At 50.6% G+C, this 18,848-nt stretch carries 16 protein-coding genes; 6 read left to right on the top strand and 10 right to left on the bottom strand.

What is annotated here, in order from left to right:
• Positions 1-64: 64 nt before the first annotated feature.
• On the bottom strand, positions 65-2,128 hold the full coding sequence (locus tag BM191_RS12715; RefSeq protein ID WP_092878751.1) for an AsmA family protein: 2,064 nt from the start codon (positions 2,126-2,128) through the stop codon (positions 65-67).
• Between the two features lie 212 nt (positions 2,129-2,340).
• Here BM191_RS12715 and kdgK point away from each other — a divergent pair, with 212 nt between their 5' ends.
• Positions 2,341-3,270 (top strand): 2-dehydro-3-deoxygluconokinase, encoded by a 930-nt coding sequence (kdgK, locus tag BM191_RS12710; RefSeq protein ID WP_092878749.1) that lies wholly within the window; start codon positions 2,341-2,343, stop codon positions 3,268-3,270.
• 377 nt (positions 3,271-3,647) lie between these two features.
• Here kdgK and BM191_RS12705 read toward each other — a convergent pair whose 3' ends face one another.
• The 6 genes from BM191_RS12705 to BM191_RS17645 all read right to left on the bottom strand — a co-directional run bounded on the left by BM191_RS12705 (position 3,648) and on the right by BM191_RS17645 (position 9,286).
• Positions 3,648-5,135, bottom strand: a complete 1,488-nt coding sequence (locus BM191_RS12705) for a M16 family metallopeptidase (RefSeq protein WP_092878747.1) — start codon at positions 5,133-5,135, stop codon at positions 3,648-3,650.
• Between the two features lie 240 nt (positions 5,136-5,375).
• Positions 5,376-6,662, bottom strand: coding sequence for a dicarboxylate/amino acid:cation symporter (locus tag BM191_RS12700; protein WP_092878745.1), 1,287 nt, complete (start codon positions 6,660-6,662; stop codon positions 5,376-5,378).
• A 311-nt stretch (positions 6,663-6,973) separates the two neighbouring features.
• Positions 6,974-7,096, bottom strand: coding sequence for a hypothetical protein (locus BM191_RS17460; protein WP_329957248.1), 123 nt, complete (start codon positions 7,094-7,096; stop codon positions 6,974-6,976).
• A gap of 266 nt (positions 7,097-7,362) precedes the next feature.
• Entirely contained in the window at positions 7,363-7,533 is a 171-nt protein-coding gene (locus BM191_RS17455; protein ID WP_329957247.1) for a hypothetical protein, read from the bottom strand.
• A complete protein-coding gene (locus tag BM191_RS17450; RefSeq protein WP_329957246.1) occupies positions 7,526-8,752 on the bottom strand; it encodes a diguanylate cyclase domain-containing protein in 1,227 nt (408 codons plus the stop codon). Before BM191_RS17450 ends, BM191_RS17455 begins: the two co-directional genes overlap by 8 nt.
• 126 nt (positions 8,753-8,878) lie before the next feature.
• Positions 8,879-9,286 carry a hypothetical protein gene (locus tag BM191_RS17645; protein ID WP_092878743.1) on the bottom strand — a complete coding sequence of 136 codons (408 nt, stop codon included), beginning with the start codon at positions 9,284-9,286 and terminating at the stop codon, positions 8,879-8,881.
• Between the two features lie 526 nt (positions 9,287-9,812).
• Here BM191_RS17645 and cybB point away from each other — a divergent pair.
• Positions 9,813-10,358: a cytochrome b561 gene (gene cybB / locus BM191_RS12685; protein ID WP_092878741.1), complete on the top strand. Its 546-nt coding sequence runs from the start codon at positions 9,813-9,815 to the stop codon at positions 10,356-10,358.
• 237 nt (positions 10,359-10,595) lie between these two features.
• Here the strand turns inward: cybB and BM191_RS12675 are convergent, their stop codons facing one another.
• The 3 genes from BM191_RS12675 to rhlB form a co-directional block, all read right to left on the bottom strand.
• The gene (locus tag BM191_RS12675; RefSeq protein WP_143088828.1) at positions 10,596-11,396 is read right to left on the bottom strand and encodes an acyltransferase family protein; all 801 of its coding nucleotides are present in this window, start codon (positions 11,394-11,396) and stop codon (positions 10,596-10,598) included.
• A 179-nt stretch (positions 11,397-11,575) separates the two neighbouring features.
• Complete coding sequence (gene gppA / locus BM191_RS12670; protein ID WP_092878735.1) at positions 11,576-13,063, bottom strand: guanosine-5'-triphosphate,3'-diphosphate diphosphatase; 1,488 nt, start codon at positions 13,061-13,063, stop codon at positions 11,576-11,578.
• A 7-nt stretch (positions 13,064-13,070) separates the two neighbouring features.
• Positions 13,071-14,363, bottom strand: a complete 1,293-nt coding sequence (rhlB, locus tag BM191_RS12665) for an ATP-dependent RNA helicase RhlB (protein WP_092878733.1) — start codon at positions 14,361-14,363, stop codon at positions 13,071-13,073.
• A gap of 117 nt (positions 14,364-14,480) precedes the next feature.
• On the opposite strand from rhlB, the gene trxA reads away from it, so the two are divergent.
• The 4 genes from trxA (at position 14,481) to wzzE (ending at position 18,844) form a co-directional block, all read left to right on the top strand.
• Positions 14,481-14,813 carry a thioredoxin TrxA gene (trxA, locus tag BM191_RS12660; protein ID WP_092878731.1) on the top strand — a complete coding sequence of 111 codons (333 nt, stop codon included), beginning with the start codon at positions 14,481-14,483 and terminating at the stop codon, positions 14,811-14,813.
• Positions 14,814-15,177: 364 nt separating this feature from the next.
• Entirely contained in the window at positions 15,178-16,437 is a 1,260-nt protein-coding gene (gene rho / locus BM191_RS12655; RefSeq protein WP_092878729.1) for a transcription termination factor Rho, read from the top strand.
• Between the two features lie 268 nt (positions 16,438-16,705).
• Positions 16,706-17,797, top strand: coding sequence for a UDP-N-acetylglucosamine--undecaprenyl-phosphate N-acetylglucosaminephosphotransferase (gene wecA, locus BM191_RS12650; RefSeq protein WP_092878727.1), 1,092 nt, complete (start codon positions 16,706-16,708; stop codon positions 17,795-17,797).
• Between the two features lie 9 nt (positions 17,798-17,806).
• Entirely contained in the window at positions 17,807-18,844 is a 1,038-nt protein-coding gene (gene wzzE, locus BM191_RS12645; RefSeq protein WP_092878725.1) for an ECA polysaccharide chain length modulation protein, read from the top strand.
• Positions 18,845-18,848: the final 4 nt, after the last annotated feature.

The raw sequence follows: 18,848 nt of genomic DNA, 5'->3' as shown, positions 1-18,848 counted from the left end.
AGATAAAACCCCGTAGCCGACTGCTCAGCGACGGGGTTTTTGCCAGTGGAGGTGGGCACGATTATTAATGTGCTTTCATCTGCTGCAGCACCTGCGTGCATTGGTTGTTTTCGTTCTCGCTCGGCGAAACCAATGCCAGCAGCGCCGCTGCCGGTGCAACTACCGCACCCAGAGCCACCGCCGCCGCTCCGCGAGCGATAAGCGGTCCGGGCTTCACACCCGCATCGGGATTTTTAAAGGTACCGCGGACATAGAGCGGGGAGCGTAGGGTGACGATGCGTACGCCCTTACTTTTGGGATCGATAGTCAGATCCAGACGCTCATTGGCAAAGTTGGTGCTGCCGGTGACGTTGATAACCGCATTTTCAGTGTCAAAAACAAACAAGCGCGGTGTGGCAAGGCCATTTTTCAGCGTCAGATCCGTGGCTGCGCAGTTAATTTTGACTTCATCGTCGCCAAAAAGCTTACCAACCAGATAGTTGCCAAGATTAAGGCCCGCAATCTCCATCAGATTGCGACTGATAATTCCGCTGTTCATCAGCACCTTCAGCTCGCCGTTGCTGGTTGCCAGCAGATCGGCCACTGAATTACCGCGACCGCTGAGGGTTGCATCACCGTTAAGCTGGCCGAGGCTGTGTTGCATTGCCTGTACGCCCGGTGCCAGCTGGCGTAATTTTAAATTACGCGCGTGCAGATCGGCACGCCCCTGCATCGGTGATTTGTTGCCTTCCAGATGAATACTGGCGTTGAGATTACCACCGGCAATGCCAAAGCGTAACGGATCAAGGCGTAAATCACCGTTCTTGAGGATCAAATGGGTATAAAGCTTACTAAGCGGCAGTTTGTTGCTGTGCTCTATGCGCTGGCCGCTGAATTTAACGTTTGCATCCATCATGCCCCAGCTTTTTGTATCAAACTTATCGTGCGGCAAAACCCGATTGGCTGGCTGCGTTGTGGCATCACCGCGAGCGGCTTTCGCCTGTTCGGTTTTACGGCTGTCTTTACCTGAATTCACACCGATTAATGGGCCGAGATCGGCCATTCGTAGCTGCTTAGAACTAAGCTCTCCCGACAGCGACGGACGGGGTTTGCCCTGGGTATAGGTCAGCGTGCCGTGAATATCGCTGTCGCCAATATGGCCGTTGAATTTTTCATAGCGAAACTGCGGCCCCCCTGCTCTTTTGAAGCGGGCTATCAAGTGACCATCGGTTTCGTAAGGCGGTGTGTCCGGCAATAACACGCCGGTCAGGCCATAAAGGTTTGCCAGAGTATCGCCGGAAAAACGCAGGCGGATATCCAGTCCGCCGAGGTTCAGCGGGTCCTGTAAGGTTCCTTCCAGCCTTATGCGGGTCGTCCCGTTGCGCACGTCGGCCTGAAGCGGAAAAGGGGTGGTTTTACTGCGCAGCGACAGCATGCCGCCGATTTTCCCTGCGCCGCTCAGAGGCTGGTTGTTGTAGGTGCCGTCGGCATGCCAGCCAAAGATGAAATCGGAGGCACCGTGCTGGGCAGCGCTGTCTTTGCCGCCGGTAACCTGCGCGTAAGGCACCGGTTTACCCAATGGATTAACACTTACCCGTACATTGGCTTTGTTAATCGCATCCTGATAGTGGAGGGTGCTGCGGTCAAAAATAATATTATCGAGTTGAAATGACCAGCTGGAGGGCTGAGCGTCAGCCTGGGAATTTTTGCTGTTGGCAAGATCGAAGGTCCAGTTATTCTTACCTTCAGACGTCTGCACCAGGCTGACATCGGGTCGCTGGAGTTTGATCCACGGCAGATAAATCTGTTTACTGAGCAGCGCCAGCGGTGAAATGGAAGCATCCACCCGTTGCAGATGTACCATATCCATTTGCGCCATGCCCGGAGGATTGCCCAGCATGATATCCTGGGCATGGATATGCGGCCAGGGCAACCAACTGCGCCAGCCCGGCTCATCTCGATGGCGCTCCCAGTTAACGCCCAGATCGCCACGAATAACAAAGGGGCGATTCAGCTCCGTAGTCACCTTTTTATTGATGGTCGGTTTGAGGCGGTTCCAGTCGAAAGTGGTAATCACCACAATGATGAGAACCAGCAGGGCAATAATGATCCCGGCAACCCAACTTAGTATTTTTCCTGTACGTGACATGTCCGTCTCCTGACCCATTCCTTTCTAAGAATAGACGAGGTGAGCCAAAGCGATCAGGTGATGTGTGTTGGCAGAGGGATTTAACGGGTCAAAAGCCATCGATTGGGTAAAAATGCCGGTGTAATAAAATTAAAACATCGTTTTATTTTATTGACTGATCGCGTTGCTGGCGGGAAACTCGAAGGTCTGTATCACTTCAACTGAGAAGGCGCATGAAAAAGATAGCGGTTATTGGCGAATGTATGATCGAGCTGAAGCAGCACGGTCGCGATATGAGCCGTGGTTTTGGTGGAGATACGCTTAATACTGCCGTATATATCGCGCGCCTGGCGCCGGTGGGTGCATTAGCGGTTTCCTATGTGACCGGATTGGGTACCGACAGCTTCAGCACAGAAATGCTCGACGCCTGGAAGCAGGAAGGTGTTGAAACCAATTTGATCCAGCGCATGCCTGACCGGCTACCAGGAGTGTACGTGATTGAAACTGACGCTCAGGGTGAGAGAACCTTTTATTACTGGCGTAGCGAGGCGGCGGCGCGTTTCTGGCTGGAAAGTGACGCCGCTGATGAAATTTGCCGTCAGCTAAAGCAATTTGACTATCTTTACCTTAGTGGCATTAGCCTGGCGATCCTGAGTGAAACCAGCCAGATAAAACTGTTTGCTTTATTGTCAGCCTGCCGTAAGCGCGGTGGACGGGTGATTTTCGACAATAACTATCGTCCACGCCTTTGGTCAGGCACGGAAGCCGCTCGGCAGGCCTATCAGTTAATGTTGCAGCATAGCGATTTGGCCTTCCTCACGCTGGAGGATGAAACGGCGCTTTGGGGAGAGGAAGGAGTGCAAGCGGTAATTGAGCGTACACACCGTGCGGGTGTCAATGAGGTGATCATTAAGCGCGGTGCTGAGGCTTGTCTGGTTTCGCTTGCGGGCGAGCCTGTTCTGGAGGTGCCCGCTAACAAGGTTGCCAAAGCACAGATTATTGATACTACGGCTGCCGGTGATTCGTTCAGCGCCGGTTATCTGGCCGCACGCCTTTGCGGTGAGAAGGCGCAGCGCGCGGCGCAGATGGGGCATCGACTTGCCAGCAGCGTTATCCAGCATCGGGGAGCCATTATTCCCCGGGGAGCAATGCCCCAGGCATAACCTGGATCTCTCAGGGTTATTGCTCAAGGAGAGGCGGACAGACGCAGTGTACGCACAGCTTCTGCGTGGCCTATGTTAAACACGTGATGATTTTGTAGCCCGAGCCGCTGGTCTGTTATCATCTTCTACGTTTCTTCCGCTGCTACGATGGTAGCTCCCTGAACGTGATAGCGGCGGCTATCCCGCAGATTTCTACGATAATTTATCTTAACTTCCGTGACGGATGATTGTGGTGAATGGTTCAGGCTTGGATGCTAAGTACGGTATAGCTGGGTTCATGCAACGAGTCGACCCGGCACGTTGTGCAGCAAGGCGGTCAGGGTAAACCGCAGAGTCTCCGTGCTTTGCCCCGCTAGTGCCGCCATTGACAGCAAGGGTTACTGGGTAGATTGAGGGTTAGCCAAAACCTCAGTTTTGCCGTCCTCGCTGCCAATGGTACTGGCCGCCGGTGCCATAATTTTCGTCCAGTTGCTCTGTAGCTCGCGCATATTCGCTTCAGGTTCGCCCTGAGGTTGCATCAACATCAGCGTGAGTTCCTGCGAAAGTTGTTGGCGTAACTCCTGGTTCATCATTGGCAGCTTCAGGTCTGAGAGGAAGCGGCGCCGTAGCTTTTGATACTGCTCTGGCGCAATATCCACCACAGCATTTTGCTGCGAGCGCAGACGCTGACCCATAAGTACACTGGTGTCGATTCGGGCGTAGGTAGCAAATAGCTTGTTAAGCTCGGCGTTTTTCTGCGCTATCAGCGCATCAAATTCGCTTTGTGGCAAACCGTTATCACGAACATTAGCCAGTTCACGGGCGATCAACTCAAGGTTTTTATTTAGCGTGGCGGCATCAGAATCCATATTAATGGCGCACTGAGCGCGCTGATAAAGTACGCGGCAGTCAAAACCAATTTGTACACCTTGAGTTTTGTTTTCACTCAGCACGCGCTGAACGTGCCAGAATAACGCCTCGCGCGCCAGATCACTCAGCCAGTAATGCCGCATACTTTGCTCGCCCTGAATTGGCAGCCAGGCCGAATCCCAGATGAGCGCCAGGCGATCCTGGCTCAGACTGTTATTCACCAGATTAACCGGCTGGAGCGATAGCGGTGGCAGGGTCGGTATCGGGGCTGGCGTCTGCCGTCTGCCGGTCAGCGAGGAAAAGTATTTGCCAATCTGCTCAGAAAGGCTGCGTCCTTCAACGTTTCCCACCACAAACAGCGTCATTGCATCCGGTGTATACCATTGCTGATAGAAATGCTTTAGCTGATCGATATCGACCGGCATCGTCACGTGAGCGGCGGGATCGTGCCCTAACAGCGCCGAGCCTTTCGTACGATAGCGCCACCAGGGACTCATAGGATTCGCCGGCCAGGTGGCGATGGGATCATCGGCCCCGAGTGCGCTGTTGACGACCTCTTCGCTGATATCCATTTTACCCGCCGTAGCGGCAAGCCAGCTCAACGCGTCTTTAAGCAAATCCGGACGATTGTTTGGCAGGCTGAGGTTGTATTGCGTAAATTCATAGGAAGTAATCGCCGGAGCGAGAGCCTGATTAGGGTTCATACCCTGCTGCCAAAGCTCGCGCTGCTGGATAGGGTCAAGGGCGGCATTATGGGTTAGCGCCATACGCGACAGTAGATGGGTATAACCGGTCTGCCGGATATTTTCTACCAGCGATCCGGTATTCACTATCAAACGTAGCTCAATACGATCACTGGGACGCTGAGGTGTAGACAGTATTTGCCAGTGAAAACCGTTATTCAGTTTTCCCTGCTGCCAGGCAGGGTCAGGTTGGAGTGTGTCTGCTTGCGCAATACTGGTGGATGCTGCCAAAACGATACCGCCTACCAAAAGACAGATCCTTGAACCCTGCATGTGAACCCCTACTCAATCTCAATCAAAAAAAGAAACAAAAGCTGGCGCTTTCCGATCAGAATACAGGTTGTTACTAATTTGATATAGCCATTGATTTTTTTATCAGCAGATCTGTTTGACCATGCAACTGCGTCAGTGTCACGCGATGTTTAGAGAATAAATGGAATTATAATGCAAATGCTCGCTGGAGGAGTAAGTAGCAGCGAGCATTAAAGCGAATTTTAACATATGAATACGGAGTTAACTTTGCGGTTCGCTGAATTTGCTGTTTTCACTGCCTGCAGACAAGGCCGCGTTTAACTGGCGCTCATCCAGTTGATCGACCCATTTAGCCACCACAATGGTGGCGACGCCGTTGCCGACAAGATTAGTGAGTGCGCGAGCTTCTGACATAAAGCGGTCGATGCCCAGAATTAGCGCCAGACCGGCAACCGGCAGATGCCCTACCGCAGAGAGAGTGGCAGCCAGCACAATAAAGCCGCTTCCGGTAACGCCAGCGGCACCTTTAGAGGAGAGTAATAAGACGATCAGCAGCGTAATCTGATGCCAGATATCCATATGGCTGTTCGTGGCCTGGGCAATAAATACCGCTGCCATAGTCAGATAGATAGAGGTGCCGTCGAGGTTAAAAGAGTAACCGGTGGGAATTACCAGACCAACTACTGATTTCTTACAACCCAGCTTTTCCATCTTGTCCAGCATGCGTGGCAGCACTGATTCAGATGAGGATGTTCCCAGCACAATCAGTAGCTCTTCTTTGATATAACGGATGAACTTAAAGATATTGAAGCCCGTCATCCTGGCGATCGCGCCCAGCACCAGCACCACAAACAGAATGCAGGTGAGGTAGAAGCAAAGGATCAGTTGACCAAGCTGCACCAGCGAGCCGACGCCATATTTACCGATGGTAAAAGCCATCGCACCGAAAGCGCCCAGCGGTGCCAGACGCATGATCATATTAATGATGCCAAAGATCACCTGGGAGAAGTTTTCAATAACGTTGAAAATTAACGCCCCTTTTTTACCGAGGCGGTGCAGGGCGAAGCCAAACAAGATAGCGAACAGCAGTACCTGCAAAATATTACCACTGGCAAAGGAGCCGACTACGCTGGCCGGAATAACATCTAACAGAAAGGGTATGATGCCCTGTTGTTTAGCTTGCGCAGCGTAGGTTGCTACCGCATGGGCATCAAGCGACGCGGGGTCTACGTTCATGCCTATGCCGGGTTGTAGCAGATTGACGATAATCAAACCAATGATCAATGCGACGGTACTGACAATTTCAAAATAGAGCAGGGCTACCGCACCGGTACGGCCCACGGCTTTCATACTTTCCATTCCTGCGATACCGGTTACCACGGTACAAAAGATAACCGGGGCGATGATCATTTTAATTAGCTTCACGAAGGCATCGCCGAGCGGTTTCATCTGCGTGCCCAGATCGGGGTAGAAATGGCCCAGTAGTACCCCAATGGCGATAGCCATGAGAACCTGAAAGTAGAGACTTTTTAACAAGGAGGTTTTCATAAGCTGATGTCCAGTAAAAGTAGAGAGCGATACAGCCGCTGTAATAATTGTGTAAGACAGTGCGAAAGTAACATTTATGTAACATTATTGATACACTCAGGCTTATTCCTGAACGTCCCGACATGTCTTTTTAAGAGCTGAATCACTTCAGCTTCAGATTTTTCCGGTGCTTTGAAAGTTATGTAACTGGAGTCAGCGCAGTAATTCGCTGGTCTGCGTGGGTAAAAAAACGTTCCGTGAAGCTGTTGATTGGTCGCGATTCCGAATAAAAGGAACCCTGGCCGGTAGTGATGCCGCGTACAAGTAATCCGTCACGCTGCCTCTGCGTTTGACACCGTCTGCCACGACGTCAATGCGACTATTTCGGCGATAGTGGCCACCATGCGTACAACGGCGTCCTCTTCCGGTAGCCCTGCGACAAGACGCCGATCCATTTCTAGCTTACTGGCCGGTAAGTTTTCTAAATGATGCAGCCAATGGAGGTTAATATGCCCTATGTCAAATCATTCAGCGCCAGTGTCATTCCCGTTTCAGGGAGTGCATAGCATCTGGTCAGGCTCACCGAACTGAGCGGCCCCCGTAAGCTCCAGCATCAGACTACCGGATTTTATATCTTATTGACTGAGCAGGTCCTGCAGATAGCTGCCCATTGTCTCCTCTCACAGTTGCTTGGCTGACAGATTGATGCTTAATGACAGGTCTATACCGCATTTTGCCAGTCAGCCAGCAGCCGGCATGATTTCTTTAGCACCCAACATGCCAGTCTGTCGCTATTCATGTCTACCTGCGGATGCAAAAATAGCACACAGCTTTCTTGTTCCCTCCCTTGCATAACGTCACGGACCTGAGTCAGGCCAGGCTGCTTACCCATCGCCATTACCTGTCCGAAAAACATTTATCTGATTCTTGCCATGATAATGGGCAGACATCATCGCTGATGATGCACGGTTCAGCAGCTCTTTGGCATGCGGCGTCTCTTTTTCATGCAGAGAAATACCCATACTGGTTTCCGGGTGTAATTGAAATTGTCCGAGGGTCACCGGCTGAGTCAGCTTCCGTGTCATTTTACGGGCAAGTCGCATGGTGCGAAAAATATGACTGTCACGCGTGATCAGCAAAGCAAAATCACTGTGGTTGATCTGAGCCAGCACGCAGGACGCGTCAATGCAGTCGCGAATGCGATTAACCAGCGTTATTAGCAGTATATTGCGCTGATCGTCGGTAACGAGAGTATGAGTTTCCTGCAATGTTTCTACCCTGAGCACGATGACGGCGAGGGGGGCGGCATTTTCTACCGATTTTGAGTGTTGCTCGATCAGTGCCAGAAAAAGTGCTTCATTCGGTAAGCTTGGCAGAGCGAAGCCTGACGCCTTGCAATACATTTCATTATAAATGCTGCCCAGCGTTTGCTGATTATGATTGTAAGCCATGATCAGCTGGCCAAGCTCATCATCACGGTGTCCGACGAGTAGAGGCAGCTGGTGAGCAATCAGATCCTCTGGTGCCAGCGTTTTAAGCGCAAGTGCAAGGTGGCGCACTGGTCTTATCACGAGCCGGTTTATGCACCAGCTGATCGCCACGGTCAGCATCAGCGCCAGTAGCAGATAGGCAATCAGCATCGTGGCGACAGTGACCCGAATAAACTGGTATATCCGTGCTGAATCAGCCTGCAACACCAGGAGTGCCAGCGGTCCTCGCATCGCCCGCTCAGGGGAATAGAGCGGAATTCTGATGCTCACGGGTAACTCAAACAGGTGGGATACCAGCGCTGGCACCGGTTTTTCTAATATAAATTCATTGTGCAGTGCGTGAATATTGTCAGGAAGAACAATATCGGCGCGAGCGATCACGCCTGAGAGTTTAAGCGTCGCCAAAAGACGCTCAACCAAGGGGATATCCGCTTTCAGTACAGCTTCAGACAATGGCTGACGAATAGTAAGGGCCACACTTTCCATCTGCTGGGCGTAGTCAAGCCTGCGCTGCTGCACAAAGTGGAAAAGTTGGAGCAAAATAAACAGGCTTACGATGATCAGCGTGACCGTTGAAACCATTGCCATTTGTTTAATCGTCAGGGAGCGGGTAACGCGCAATCCAGCCTCCGAATCGCCATTGCTTGTCAGGCTAAAGTGCCAATGAGTTTGCACTGAGTATATATGAATTTGGTCGGGCAGTGACCTGACCTGCTCGTCACGCCCTTTTGAGATATTTTGATCACTCTATCCCCAATGCCAGACGCCAGATAGCATGAAAATGTGACTGACTTCAAAAAAATTGCCGGGTAAGATTCGTGAGTGTATATTTTTGACGCTTTTAAACTTCTTTTTATCGGATGAAACGGAATGCGCAAATTCTTCAGATATATCTTTCATTGCTATGTTGAAACCTTTAAACACGTTCCCCCCGGCGCCATGTCCTAATTGCCCCTTCCGATGGGGAAAGTTCGGTGTCATGCAGGTGCTGGCCCAGTTAATTGAATACCGCAACCATAAAGTTATAGCCGCCTGTTGCGGATAAAGCAGTGAAACCATCCGCTGAATTTTCCATAATAAAATATGTGTGGCATCGCCAGACCGGTAATGCTGGAAATGTAGCTGACTGCGAAATATCTTTGCCGAACGGGCCACGTTTTGGTTCTTTGTGGCGGGCCAGATATACCTGGATGAATCCCGTAAGCTTCCGATGAGTAAGTTGTAATAGTTACCGGTGTTTTGCGTGGAAGAGGTGCCGCAATCTCTATCGAAATGGCTGAGGTGAACGTCGACGTACTGGTAAGCTATGCAAGTAATCAGGCGGGCATAAGTGATTAACGCCAAGCAAAAAATCACGACTATGGCGTAGAACGATAATTTTTCAGGGCTATGTGGCAGAATCAGCGCAAGTTAAAGCGATGTTTGCTTAGGCAAAGCAGAAATCGGGCAAGGTACGCTTGGTGATTAACCGCGCGATTTTTTAAAGCATTGCCGCTGCCTGAACATCCTTTTCGATTAATGCTCAGGGCAGTTTCAATCTGAAGCGGGCTGGTGGCTTTCCCTGTCAGCGAGCAGGGAGACGGGATAACTAGCCAGGCGGTATGCGCTAACGAGAATATTGTCTGGTGCCGGATAACATAATACTGCGGGTTATTTCTTCTTTATCTTTTAAAGGTCGTGTATGAAAAGCAAGTTTGCGCCGTCACAAATTACGTTGCACTGGCTGGTTTTTATACTTATTGCTATTGCCTATGCCACTATTGAACTTCGTGGCTATGCTGATCGCGGTACAACTTTGCGTGCGGCAATGATTAGCACCCACTTTGGCTGCGGTGCAGCGGTGCTGATGCTAATGTCATGCCGAATATTGCTGCGCCTGAAACATCCTTCGCCGGCGATTATCCCACCTCCGCCAGCCTGGCAGGTCTGGCTGGCTAAGCTGATGCACTGGCTGATCTATCTGATATTCATCGCTCTGCCGGTGCTTGGATTAATTTCGCGTTATCTACGCGGTACCCACTGGGCATTGTTTGGTATTGCGATGCCGACCGCCGTTCCTGGCGATGGTGATATCGCCGGCGATCTCATTGACTGGCACGAAACGCTGGCATCTGCTGGCTACTGGCTGATCGGTTTGCACGCGGCAGCGGCACTGCTTCATCACTATTTCATAAAAGACAACACCTTGCGGCGCATGATGCCCGCCCGGCGTAACCACTCTGAGTAAACCGGCCAATTATTCGCTGGCTCAGTATTTGTAGATTGCGTTTAATTTTCGTGGTTTTCTGGCGAAAAATCCAGCGAGTCAGGCCGCTTCCGAACGGGGGGGGGGGCGGAACTGACGAACCTTTTTATACCCTCGAAAAGACCGCTCAGCAGCACGCTGGTAATACAGCTCAGAGCGATCAGCAGTGCATAAATTGCCAGCGTATAGTGTGGGGAATACACCAGCCCTTGAATAAAGTCATAACAATAATGAGTGGGTTAACCACATGAATCCATAACGCTCTCCAAGTGAGTAAGCTATTTTTCGCAGGGCCTGTGGCACAACGTTGTGCAGCTGAATCAGACAATGGGCCAGCAGCGGTACGATCAGACAAAGCGAGACAAAAAAGTATTTGGTGAGGCTGTAGCCAATAACAAAAACCCCGGCAACGCACAGTGGTGTCAGCAGCCGGTGAGTGATGCCGTGTCGCTCCAGCCAGGTATGAATCTGCATACCATGCCGGCCCAACATCAGGCCGCTGGTCAACGGTAATATCCAGATTAGGAAAGCGATAACGTCCTTGATATACCAGGCCTTGAAATTGTGCCAGTACAAGCGGGTACCCATAAATGTGGCAACCAGCGAGATTGTCTGCAGCGGCAGCGGCGGAACTTTCAGTATCAACGGATAAGAAAACAGGTAGGCCACGTACAAAAAGAGAAACCACCACTCCAGATTCCAGCTTGTGTCCAGTCCGGTTAGATTTAGCAGAAGCGATTGCAGGCTCAGGGTATAACGCCCGTCATGATTAAAAAAACTTGCCGCCAGGTACAAACACCAGCGCGACCAGCCAGGCCTGGCCTTTTTGCTCAGATCTTTCGGCCCTTTGCGCTGGCTGAGTGTAAAACTGTAGCCGGACAGAAACAGGAAGACAGGCACACAAATTTTGCAGTAATGGGCGATGTTTGATTCAAAATGTATTTGTTGGCTAAGGGGGATAAAAATGATGCTGGGATCGATGCGGTCCGGGAAAGCAAAGGGAGGGTGAAACAGCATCATCAGAATAACCATCCCCTTAATGAAAGCCGTTGTTCCCGAGTCATGGCCATTAATTACCCCCTAATAATCGCTACGACTACAGGGAGCAAGCAGCATCAAAAAAAGTAAATTATGCGCACTCAGGCGCAAATCAGATTTTACCGAAGTACCGGCGGATACGCCTGGTGGACGTTTACGCTTCAGGCGATGATGAGTGGCCAGTGCACATAAGACTGGTAATGACTTTCCTGATCCAAAAGCGCTTTGCGCAGTGGGTGGGTTTCCAGCCAGCCGACCGGGAGGCTCAGTTGTAGTACATCGTTATCTGCCTGCAGGCGGACATCTGGCAGAGCGTCAGCGCGGCGGCGACTGGCAAAGATTAAGGCCAGGCGTAACAGACGACAAAGCCGCTCCGCCAGTTGCAGCGGAATGGCATTTTGTTGGCTGAGTTGCGCGAGATCGATATTACCGCTCTGGTTTTGCAGCAGGGTAGCTAAAAGATTTTTTTGGGCGGGGGTGAAGCCAGGAAGATCGAGATGGCGTATGAGATAGGCGGCGTGCTGGGGGGCCTGTTTAAAATCAACACTCAAGCCAATTTCATGAGCAAGGCAGGCGCTTTCCAGTAACAGCCTACAGCGCTCATCCAGCTCCCAGCTTTGACTGACTTGTTGCATAAAATCGAGCGCTAGCTGTCGAACGCGTTCCGCCTGAGCCACGTCTATATTAAACCGCCGCTGCACGCTGTGCAGGGTGCGTAGTCTGACGTCACGATCGACCGGTAAGTGCATCATGCCATAGACTAAGCCCTCGCGCAGTGCACCGCCCGCCAGAGTCATAGCATTAATTTGCAGCTCTTTGAAAATGGCAATCAGAATTGACAGGCCACTGGGAAAGACCAGCGCACGCTCCAGCGTCAGTCCCTCGATCTCCAGCTCTTCCAGCTTATCGCACTGAATGGCACGCTGCTTGAGCTGTTGCAGCTTGCTCAAGGTGATAAGTTCATCCATACCCTGTGTTACCATTATTTCCTGCAATGCCTGTACGGTTCCCGAGGCGCCGACGCAGGTTTCCCAGCCTTGTTGGCGTAGTGTATCAGCAACCGGACGTAACATTGCCCGGGCTGCCTGCTCAGCCTGCTCAAAATTGTGTTGCCCCAGGCACCGGTCAGAAAAAAAGCGTTCCAGCCAGGTTACACAGCCCATTGAGAGGCTGAATAACGAGGTTGTCTGAGCACCCGATCCGGTAATCAGTTCAGTGCTGCCGCCACCGATATCGACAACCAGACGTTTATCCGATCCGCCGGTTGTATGGGCTACCCCGTGATAAATAAGCCGGGCTTCTTCCTCGCCGCTAATCACGCTCACGGCACAGCCAAGAATCTGTTGCGCTTTTTTAAGGAAGATTTCTCCATTGGTGGCAATACGTAATGTCGCGGTTGCGACCACGCGAATTTGCTGGGGAGGAATATCTTGCAACTGCTCTGAAAACAGATGCAGGCATTGCCATCCACGGTTCATTGCTTCATCAGAGAGTTGATAACTGCTGTGGTTAAGTCCGGCAGCGAGGCGCACCTTTCTCTTAATGCGCGCGATTGTCTGGATGGTGCCGGAGACTTCCCGCACCACCAACATGTGAAAGCTGTTTGAGCCCAGATCAATCGCTGCATAAAGAGATGAGTTGCTGAGCATGGAACCGTTAACCTGAGCGTTTGCGATTATTACGCGGCGCGCCACTACGGCGATTGTTACCACCGCTGCGTCGCGACCCGGTGCCACCAGGGCGGCTTCGGCTCAATCGTTTTGCTGGTGGCAAATCCACCATCAGCGAATCGCTGTTGTAACGACTGACGGGAATGCTGTGACCAATATACTCTTCGATGGCCGGTAGGTTGAGTGCATATTCCTCGCAGGCAAGGCTAATCGAATGGCCGCTGGCACCTGCACGACCAGTACGTCCTATGCGGTGTACGTAGTCTTCACAATCATCTGGCAGGTCGTAGTTGAAAACATGCGTTACCGCAGGAATGTGCAGGCCGCGTGCTGCAACATCGGTTGCCACCAGAATATCGACATCGCCTTTAGTGAAATCATCGAGGATGCGCAAACGTTTTTTCTGTGCGACGTCACCAGTCAGCAAACCAACGCGATGACCATCGGCAGCCAGGTGACCCCAGATATCTTCACAGCGATGCTTGGTGTTGGCGAATATAATAGCCCGATCTGGCCATTCCTCTTCCAACAGGGTTTGTAACAAGCGCATTTTCTCTTCATTTGAAGGATAGAAAAGCTCTTCTTTTATTCGATGACCAGTTTTCTGCTCTGGTTCTACTTCAACGTATTCGGCGTTATTCATATGTTCAAACGCCAGTTCACGCACGCGGAAAGAAAGGGTAGCGGAAAACAGCATATTCAGGCGCTGAGCTGCTGAGGGCATGCGACGGAATAGCCAGCGAATATCTTTGATAAAGCCGAGGTCGAACATGCGGTCAGCTTCATCAAGTACCACGACCTGAATAGCGCCAAGGTCGATGTAATTTTGCTTTGCATAATCGATTAAACGGCCGGTAGTGCCGATTAAAATGTCAACGCCGCTTTCCAGTACCTTGAGCTGCTTATCATAGCCATCGCCGCCGTAAGCTAAACCAAGTTTTAATCCTGAAGTCCTTGCCAGCGGTTCGGCATCAGCATGAATTTGTACCGCCAGTTCCCGCGTTGGGGCCATAATTAAAGCTCGCGGTTGATTGGTCTGACGACCTTCAGCGGCTGGCGAGGAGAGAAGATGATGAAACGTTGACGTCAGAAACGCCATCGTTTTGCCCGTTCCTGTTTGCGCCTGACCCGCAACGTCCCGCCCGACTAGCGCAAGGGGAAGTGCGAGAGCCTGAATAGGTGTGCAGTTATGAAAGCCTTTATTTTCAAGGGCTTCAATCACCTTCGGGTTCAGGGCGAAGTCGGAAAACTTCTGTTCTGTTAAATGTGTTTTGCTCATAGTGTGTTAGAATATCAGCTTACTATTGCTTTACGAAAGCGTATCCGTTGAAATAAAGTTATCCTAATTTGGCAGATGTTACGCCAACCAGCCAGGTTTAATCTTGTGGAGTAAGACATGAGCAGCGATAAAATCGTTCATCTGACTGACAGCAGCTTTGATACTGACGTTCTGAATGCTGAACGTCCCACGCTGGTAGATTTCTGGGCCGAATGGTGTGGCCCGTGCAAAATGATTGCACCCATTCTCGATGAGATTGCAGAAGAGTACCAGGACAAATTGATCATTACTAAGTTGAATATCGATGAGAACCCGGGAACTGCGCCTAAATATGGCATTCGCGGTATCCCTACGCTGCTGTTATTCAAAAACGGTGAAGTGGCGGCGACCAAAGTTGGTGCACTTTCTAAAGGTCAGCTGAAGGAGTTCCTGGACGCGAACCTCAGCTAAAGACCCTGTGAATTATTCTGGCGTCGGCATTGTGGCTTTTTTTCACAGTTGCTGGACGCCATAATTTTTGCATGCTATGTTACCTCCACTGCATTCTGAGCTTACCTGTAGTTTGAATCTAAGCATTATCTCTTGTTGAACGCTTTATCAGGCCTTTCGCTTACTTCGCGTCAGCAACCTGACGGTTTGTACCATCGATTTCGGCAAGCTTTCCACCGTCTTCTCATACCAGATCGACATGCTGCGCATTAGATCTTAGGGCAGACCGGAAAAAAAGCATGTCATTAGACAGGCATGGATCCTATTGCCATAACATCCACGATAATTAGTTCGAGATTTACCCCGAGTTTAAGAACCCACCATTATGAATCTTACCGAATTAAAAAATACGCCGGTTTCTGATCTGATTACTCTCGGCGAGAACATGGGGCTGGAAAACCTGGCTCGCATGCGCAAGCAAGACATCATCTTCGCCATTCTCAAGCAACATGCGAAAAGTGGCGAAGATATTTTTGGCGATGGCGTTTTGGAGATATTGCAGGATGGATTTGGTTTTCTCCGCTCTGCGGACAGCTCCTACCTCGCCGGTCCTGATGATATCTACGTTTCCCCCAGCCAAATTCGCCGCTTTAACCTTCGAACAGGTGACACCATTGCCGGAAAAATACGCCCGCCGAAAGAGGGAGAGCGTTACTTTGCGCTGTTGAAGGTTAATGAGGTTAACTACGATAAGCCGGAAAACGCACGCAGTAAGATATTGTTTGAAAACTTAACGCCACTGCATGCTAATTCTCGACTGCGTATGGAACGTGGCAACGGCTCAACCGAAGATCTTACCGCCCGTGTGCTGGATTTGGCATCACCTATCGGCCGTGGTCAGCGCGGACTGATCGTTGCCCCCCCCAAAGCGGGTAAAACCATTCTGTTACAGAACATCGCGCAGAGTATCGCTTATAACCATCCTGACTGCGTGCTGATGGTTCTGCTCATTGATGAACGTCCGGAAGAAGTGACCGAGATGCAGCGCTTGGTCAAAGGTGAAGTTGTCGCATCGACCTTTGATGAGCCAGCCTCTCGTCACGTTCAGGTCGCCGAAATGGTTATTGAAAAGGCGAAACGTCTGGTTGAGCACAAGAAAGACGTGATTATCTTGCTTGACTCAATTACTCGCCTGGCACGCGCTTATAACACCGTTGTTCCCGCATCCGGAAAGGTACTAACTGGTGGTGTTGATGCCAACGCTCTGCATCGTCCTAAGCGCTTCTTTGGCGCAGCCCGTAACGTCGAAGAGGGTGGTAGCCTGACGATTATCGCCACAGCGTTAATTGATACCGGATCTAAGATGGATGAGGTGATTTACGAGGAGTTTAAAGGGACAGGTAACATGGAGTTACACCTTTCACGTAAAATCGCTGAAAAACGTGTATTCCCGGCAATTGATTATAATCGTTCTGGAACACGTAAAGAAGAGCTGCTTACTACACAAGAAGAGCTTCAAAAGATGTGGATCCTGCGTAAGATTATCCACCCGATGGGAGAAATCGACGCGATGGAGTTCCTCATCAACAAGTTGGCGATGACCAAAACCAACGATGAATTTTTCGACATGATGAAGCGCTCGTAATCGTTCTGCCTGTAAGCGACAATGACATGGGGTGGGGGCATAACAGCCAGGATGCCTACACCCCGACCGCTATTGTAAGAAATTCGGAAAACGCCACGTACAAACGTGGCGTTTTTGTTTAATGGACTATAGGATACCTACTGAAAATAAACCGGTTCTCTATTGTTTTACCGGTATGGAGTCATGGAAACCAGAATTGGATGAATGCCTTCGATATAGTCGTTGTCTATAATCATGGCGCAAGATTCTTAGCAGAGAGCAGGTTAATGTGAATTTACTCAATATGAGTACCGAGCTTGCCGTTGTTTTTATTTCTACATTGGTATTTATTTTTTTCGCTCGTAAAGTCGCTAAGATAATTGGCCTGGTCGATAAACCAAACTACCGTAAACGCCATCAGGGGGTAGTCCCGCTGGTCGGTGGGATCTCTGTCTTTGCCGGAACCTGCTTCACTTTTGTCATTAACAATCTTTATATCCCTAATGCAACTCTTTATCTGTGCTGCGCGGGCGTGTTGGTGCTGGTTGGAGCGCTGGACGATCGCTTTGATATCAGCGTAAAAATTCGTGCGTTTGTACAGGCTATTATCGCGCTGGTGATGATGTTTGTAGGTAAGCTTTATCTGCTTAGCCTGGGGTTTATCTTCGGGCCATGGGAGATGATCGTCGGTCCTTTTGGCTATGTGCTTACTTTGTTCGCTGTCTGGGCCTGTATTAACGCGTTTAATATGATCGATGGTATTGACGGCCTGCTTGGTGGTCTGTCATGTGTTACTTTTCTTGCGCTCGGTATCATTTTGCTGCACAGCGGACAGTACAGTCTGGCAATGTGGTGCCTCGGCATGATTGCCGCGATTATCCCCTATATTTTATTAAACCTCGGTATGATGGGGCAGCGATATAAAGTTTTCATGGGCGATGCAGGCAGCACGCTGATCGGATTCACTATTATCTGGATATTGCTCGAAACCACCCAAGGCGAAAATCATCCAATAACCCCGGTCACGGCCCTTTGGCTGATCGCGATCCCACTTATGGATATGGTGGCGATTATGTATCGCCGTCTTAGCAAAGGTATGAGTCCTTTCTCCGCCGATCGACTGCATATCCATCATCTGATCATGCGGGCCGGTTTTAGTTCACGCCAGGCTTTTGTGTTGATAACCCTCGCGGCAGCTTTACTGGCTGGCATTGGCGTGCTGGGAGAAAGTCTGTGGTTTGTGCCAGAGTGGTTTATGTTGCTGCTGTTCCTGCTGGTATTTATTTTTTATGGCTATTGTATTAAGCGTGCGTGGCGAGTGGCCCGCGTAATTAAACGAATAAAAAGGCGCTTGCGCCGTCAGCTACCGATAAGCCGATGAGGATAGGTAATGCGACAGGTTGAAACCGAAGAGAACGTTCTGGATTTGCGGGCACTTTGCTGTGCGCTCTGGCGCGGGAAAGGCTGGATTATCGGCGGTGCTCTGATACTGGCATTGGCTGCGCTGATATATTCACTGTTGGCCCGGCAGATCTGGAGCGCGACTGCCGTCACCGATCGACCGGGAATGACATTGCTGGGAAATTATTATGTCCAGCAGCAATTCATTAACGATATGGCAAACCGGCGAGATAAGGACGGGAGTTCACCACCACAAAATATTGTGGACGATGTGTATAAAGAGTTTATTTTGCAGTTATCCTCCTGGGATACCCGGCGCGATTTTTGGTTACAAAGCCGCTACTATCAGCAGCAGAAAACCGGCAATGCAAACGATGATGGTCAAATACTTGACCGCTTAATCAGCAATATTCAATATCAGCCTGCCGATCCGGCGAAGGGGATAGCAGACAGCGTCCGCTTGATGGCCGATAGTAGCCGCGCGGCGAATCAGCTGCTGCGCAGCTATATTGCTTTTGCTAATCAGCGTGCCACGGATAATCTGCGCAGGACGTTGAACGGAGCCTGGCAGGCGCGACGTATGCAATTGCAAAGTGAAGTTCAGCGACAACAGGCCGTAGCCAAAGCGATATATGAGCGCGAGCTTTATAACGTCGGGCAGGCGCTGGCGATTGCCCGTAAGCAAGACCTACAGCTTATGCAAACCACCACTCTACCGGATCAGGTTCCGGACTCAGAGATGTTTTTGCTCGGCGTCCCGTTACTGCAGTCGAGAATGGAAAATCTACAGGCTATCGGCCCTCGCTATGGGTTAAGTTACGATCAAAATCAGGCACTGCTGGCAACGCTGAACGCAGGCCCACAACTGGATAAAACTTTCAGCTGTTGGCGTTATCTGCGTACGCCAGAAGATCCGGTTAACCGCGATAGCCCGAGGCGAAATTATTTAATCGCGATGTGGGGTGTTGTCGGCGCTTTGATAGGCGCGGGTGTGGCATTGGCTCGCAGGCGTAAAATCTGCATATAAACCA

The sequence above is a fragment of the Izhakiella capsodis genome, from assembly GCF_900115045.1.
Classification (GTDB): Bacteria; Pseudomonadota; Gammaproteobacteria; order Enterobacterales; family Enterobacteriaceae; genus Izhakiella; species Izhakiella capsodis.
The sequence above is the reverse complement of the archived record's forward strand: the minus strand, read 5'-3'. Positions and strand labels throughout refer to the sequence as shown.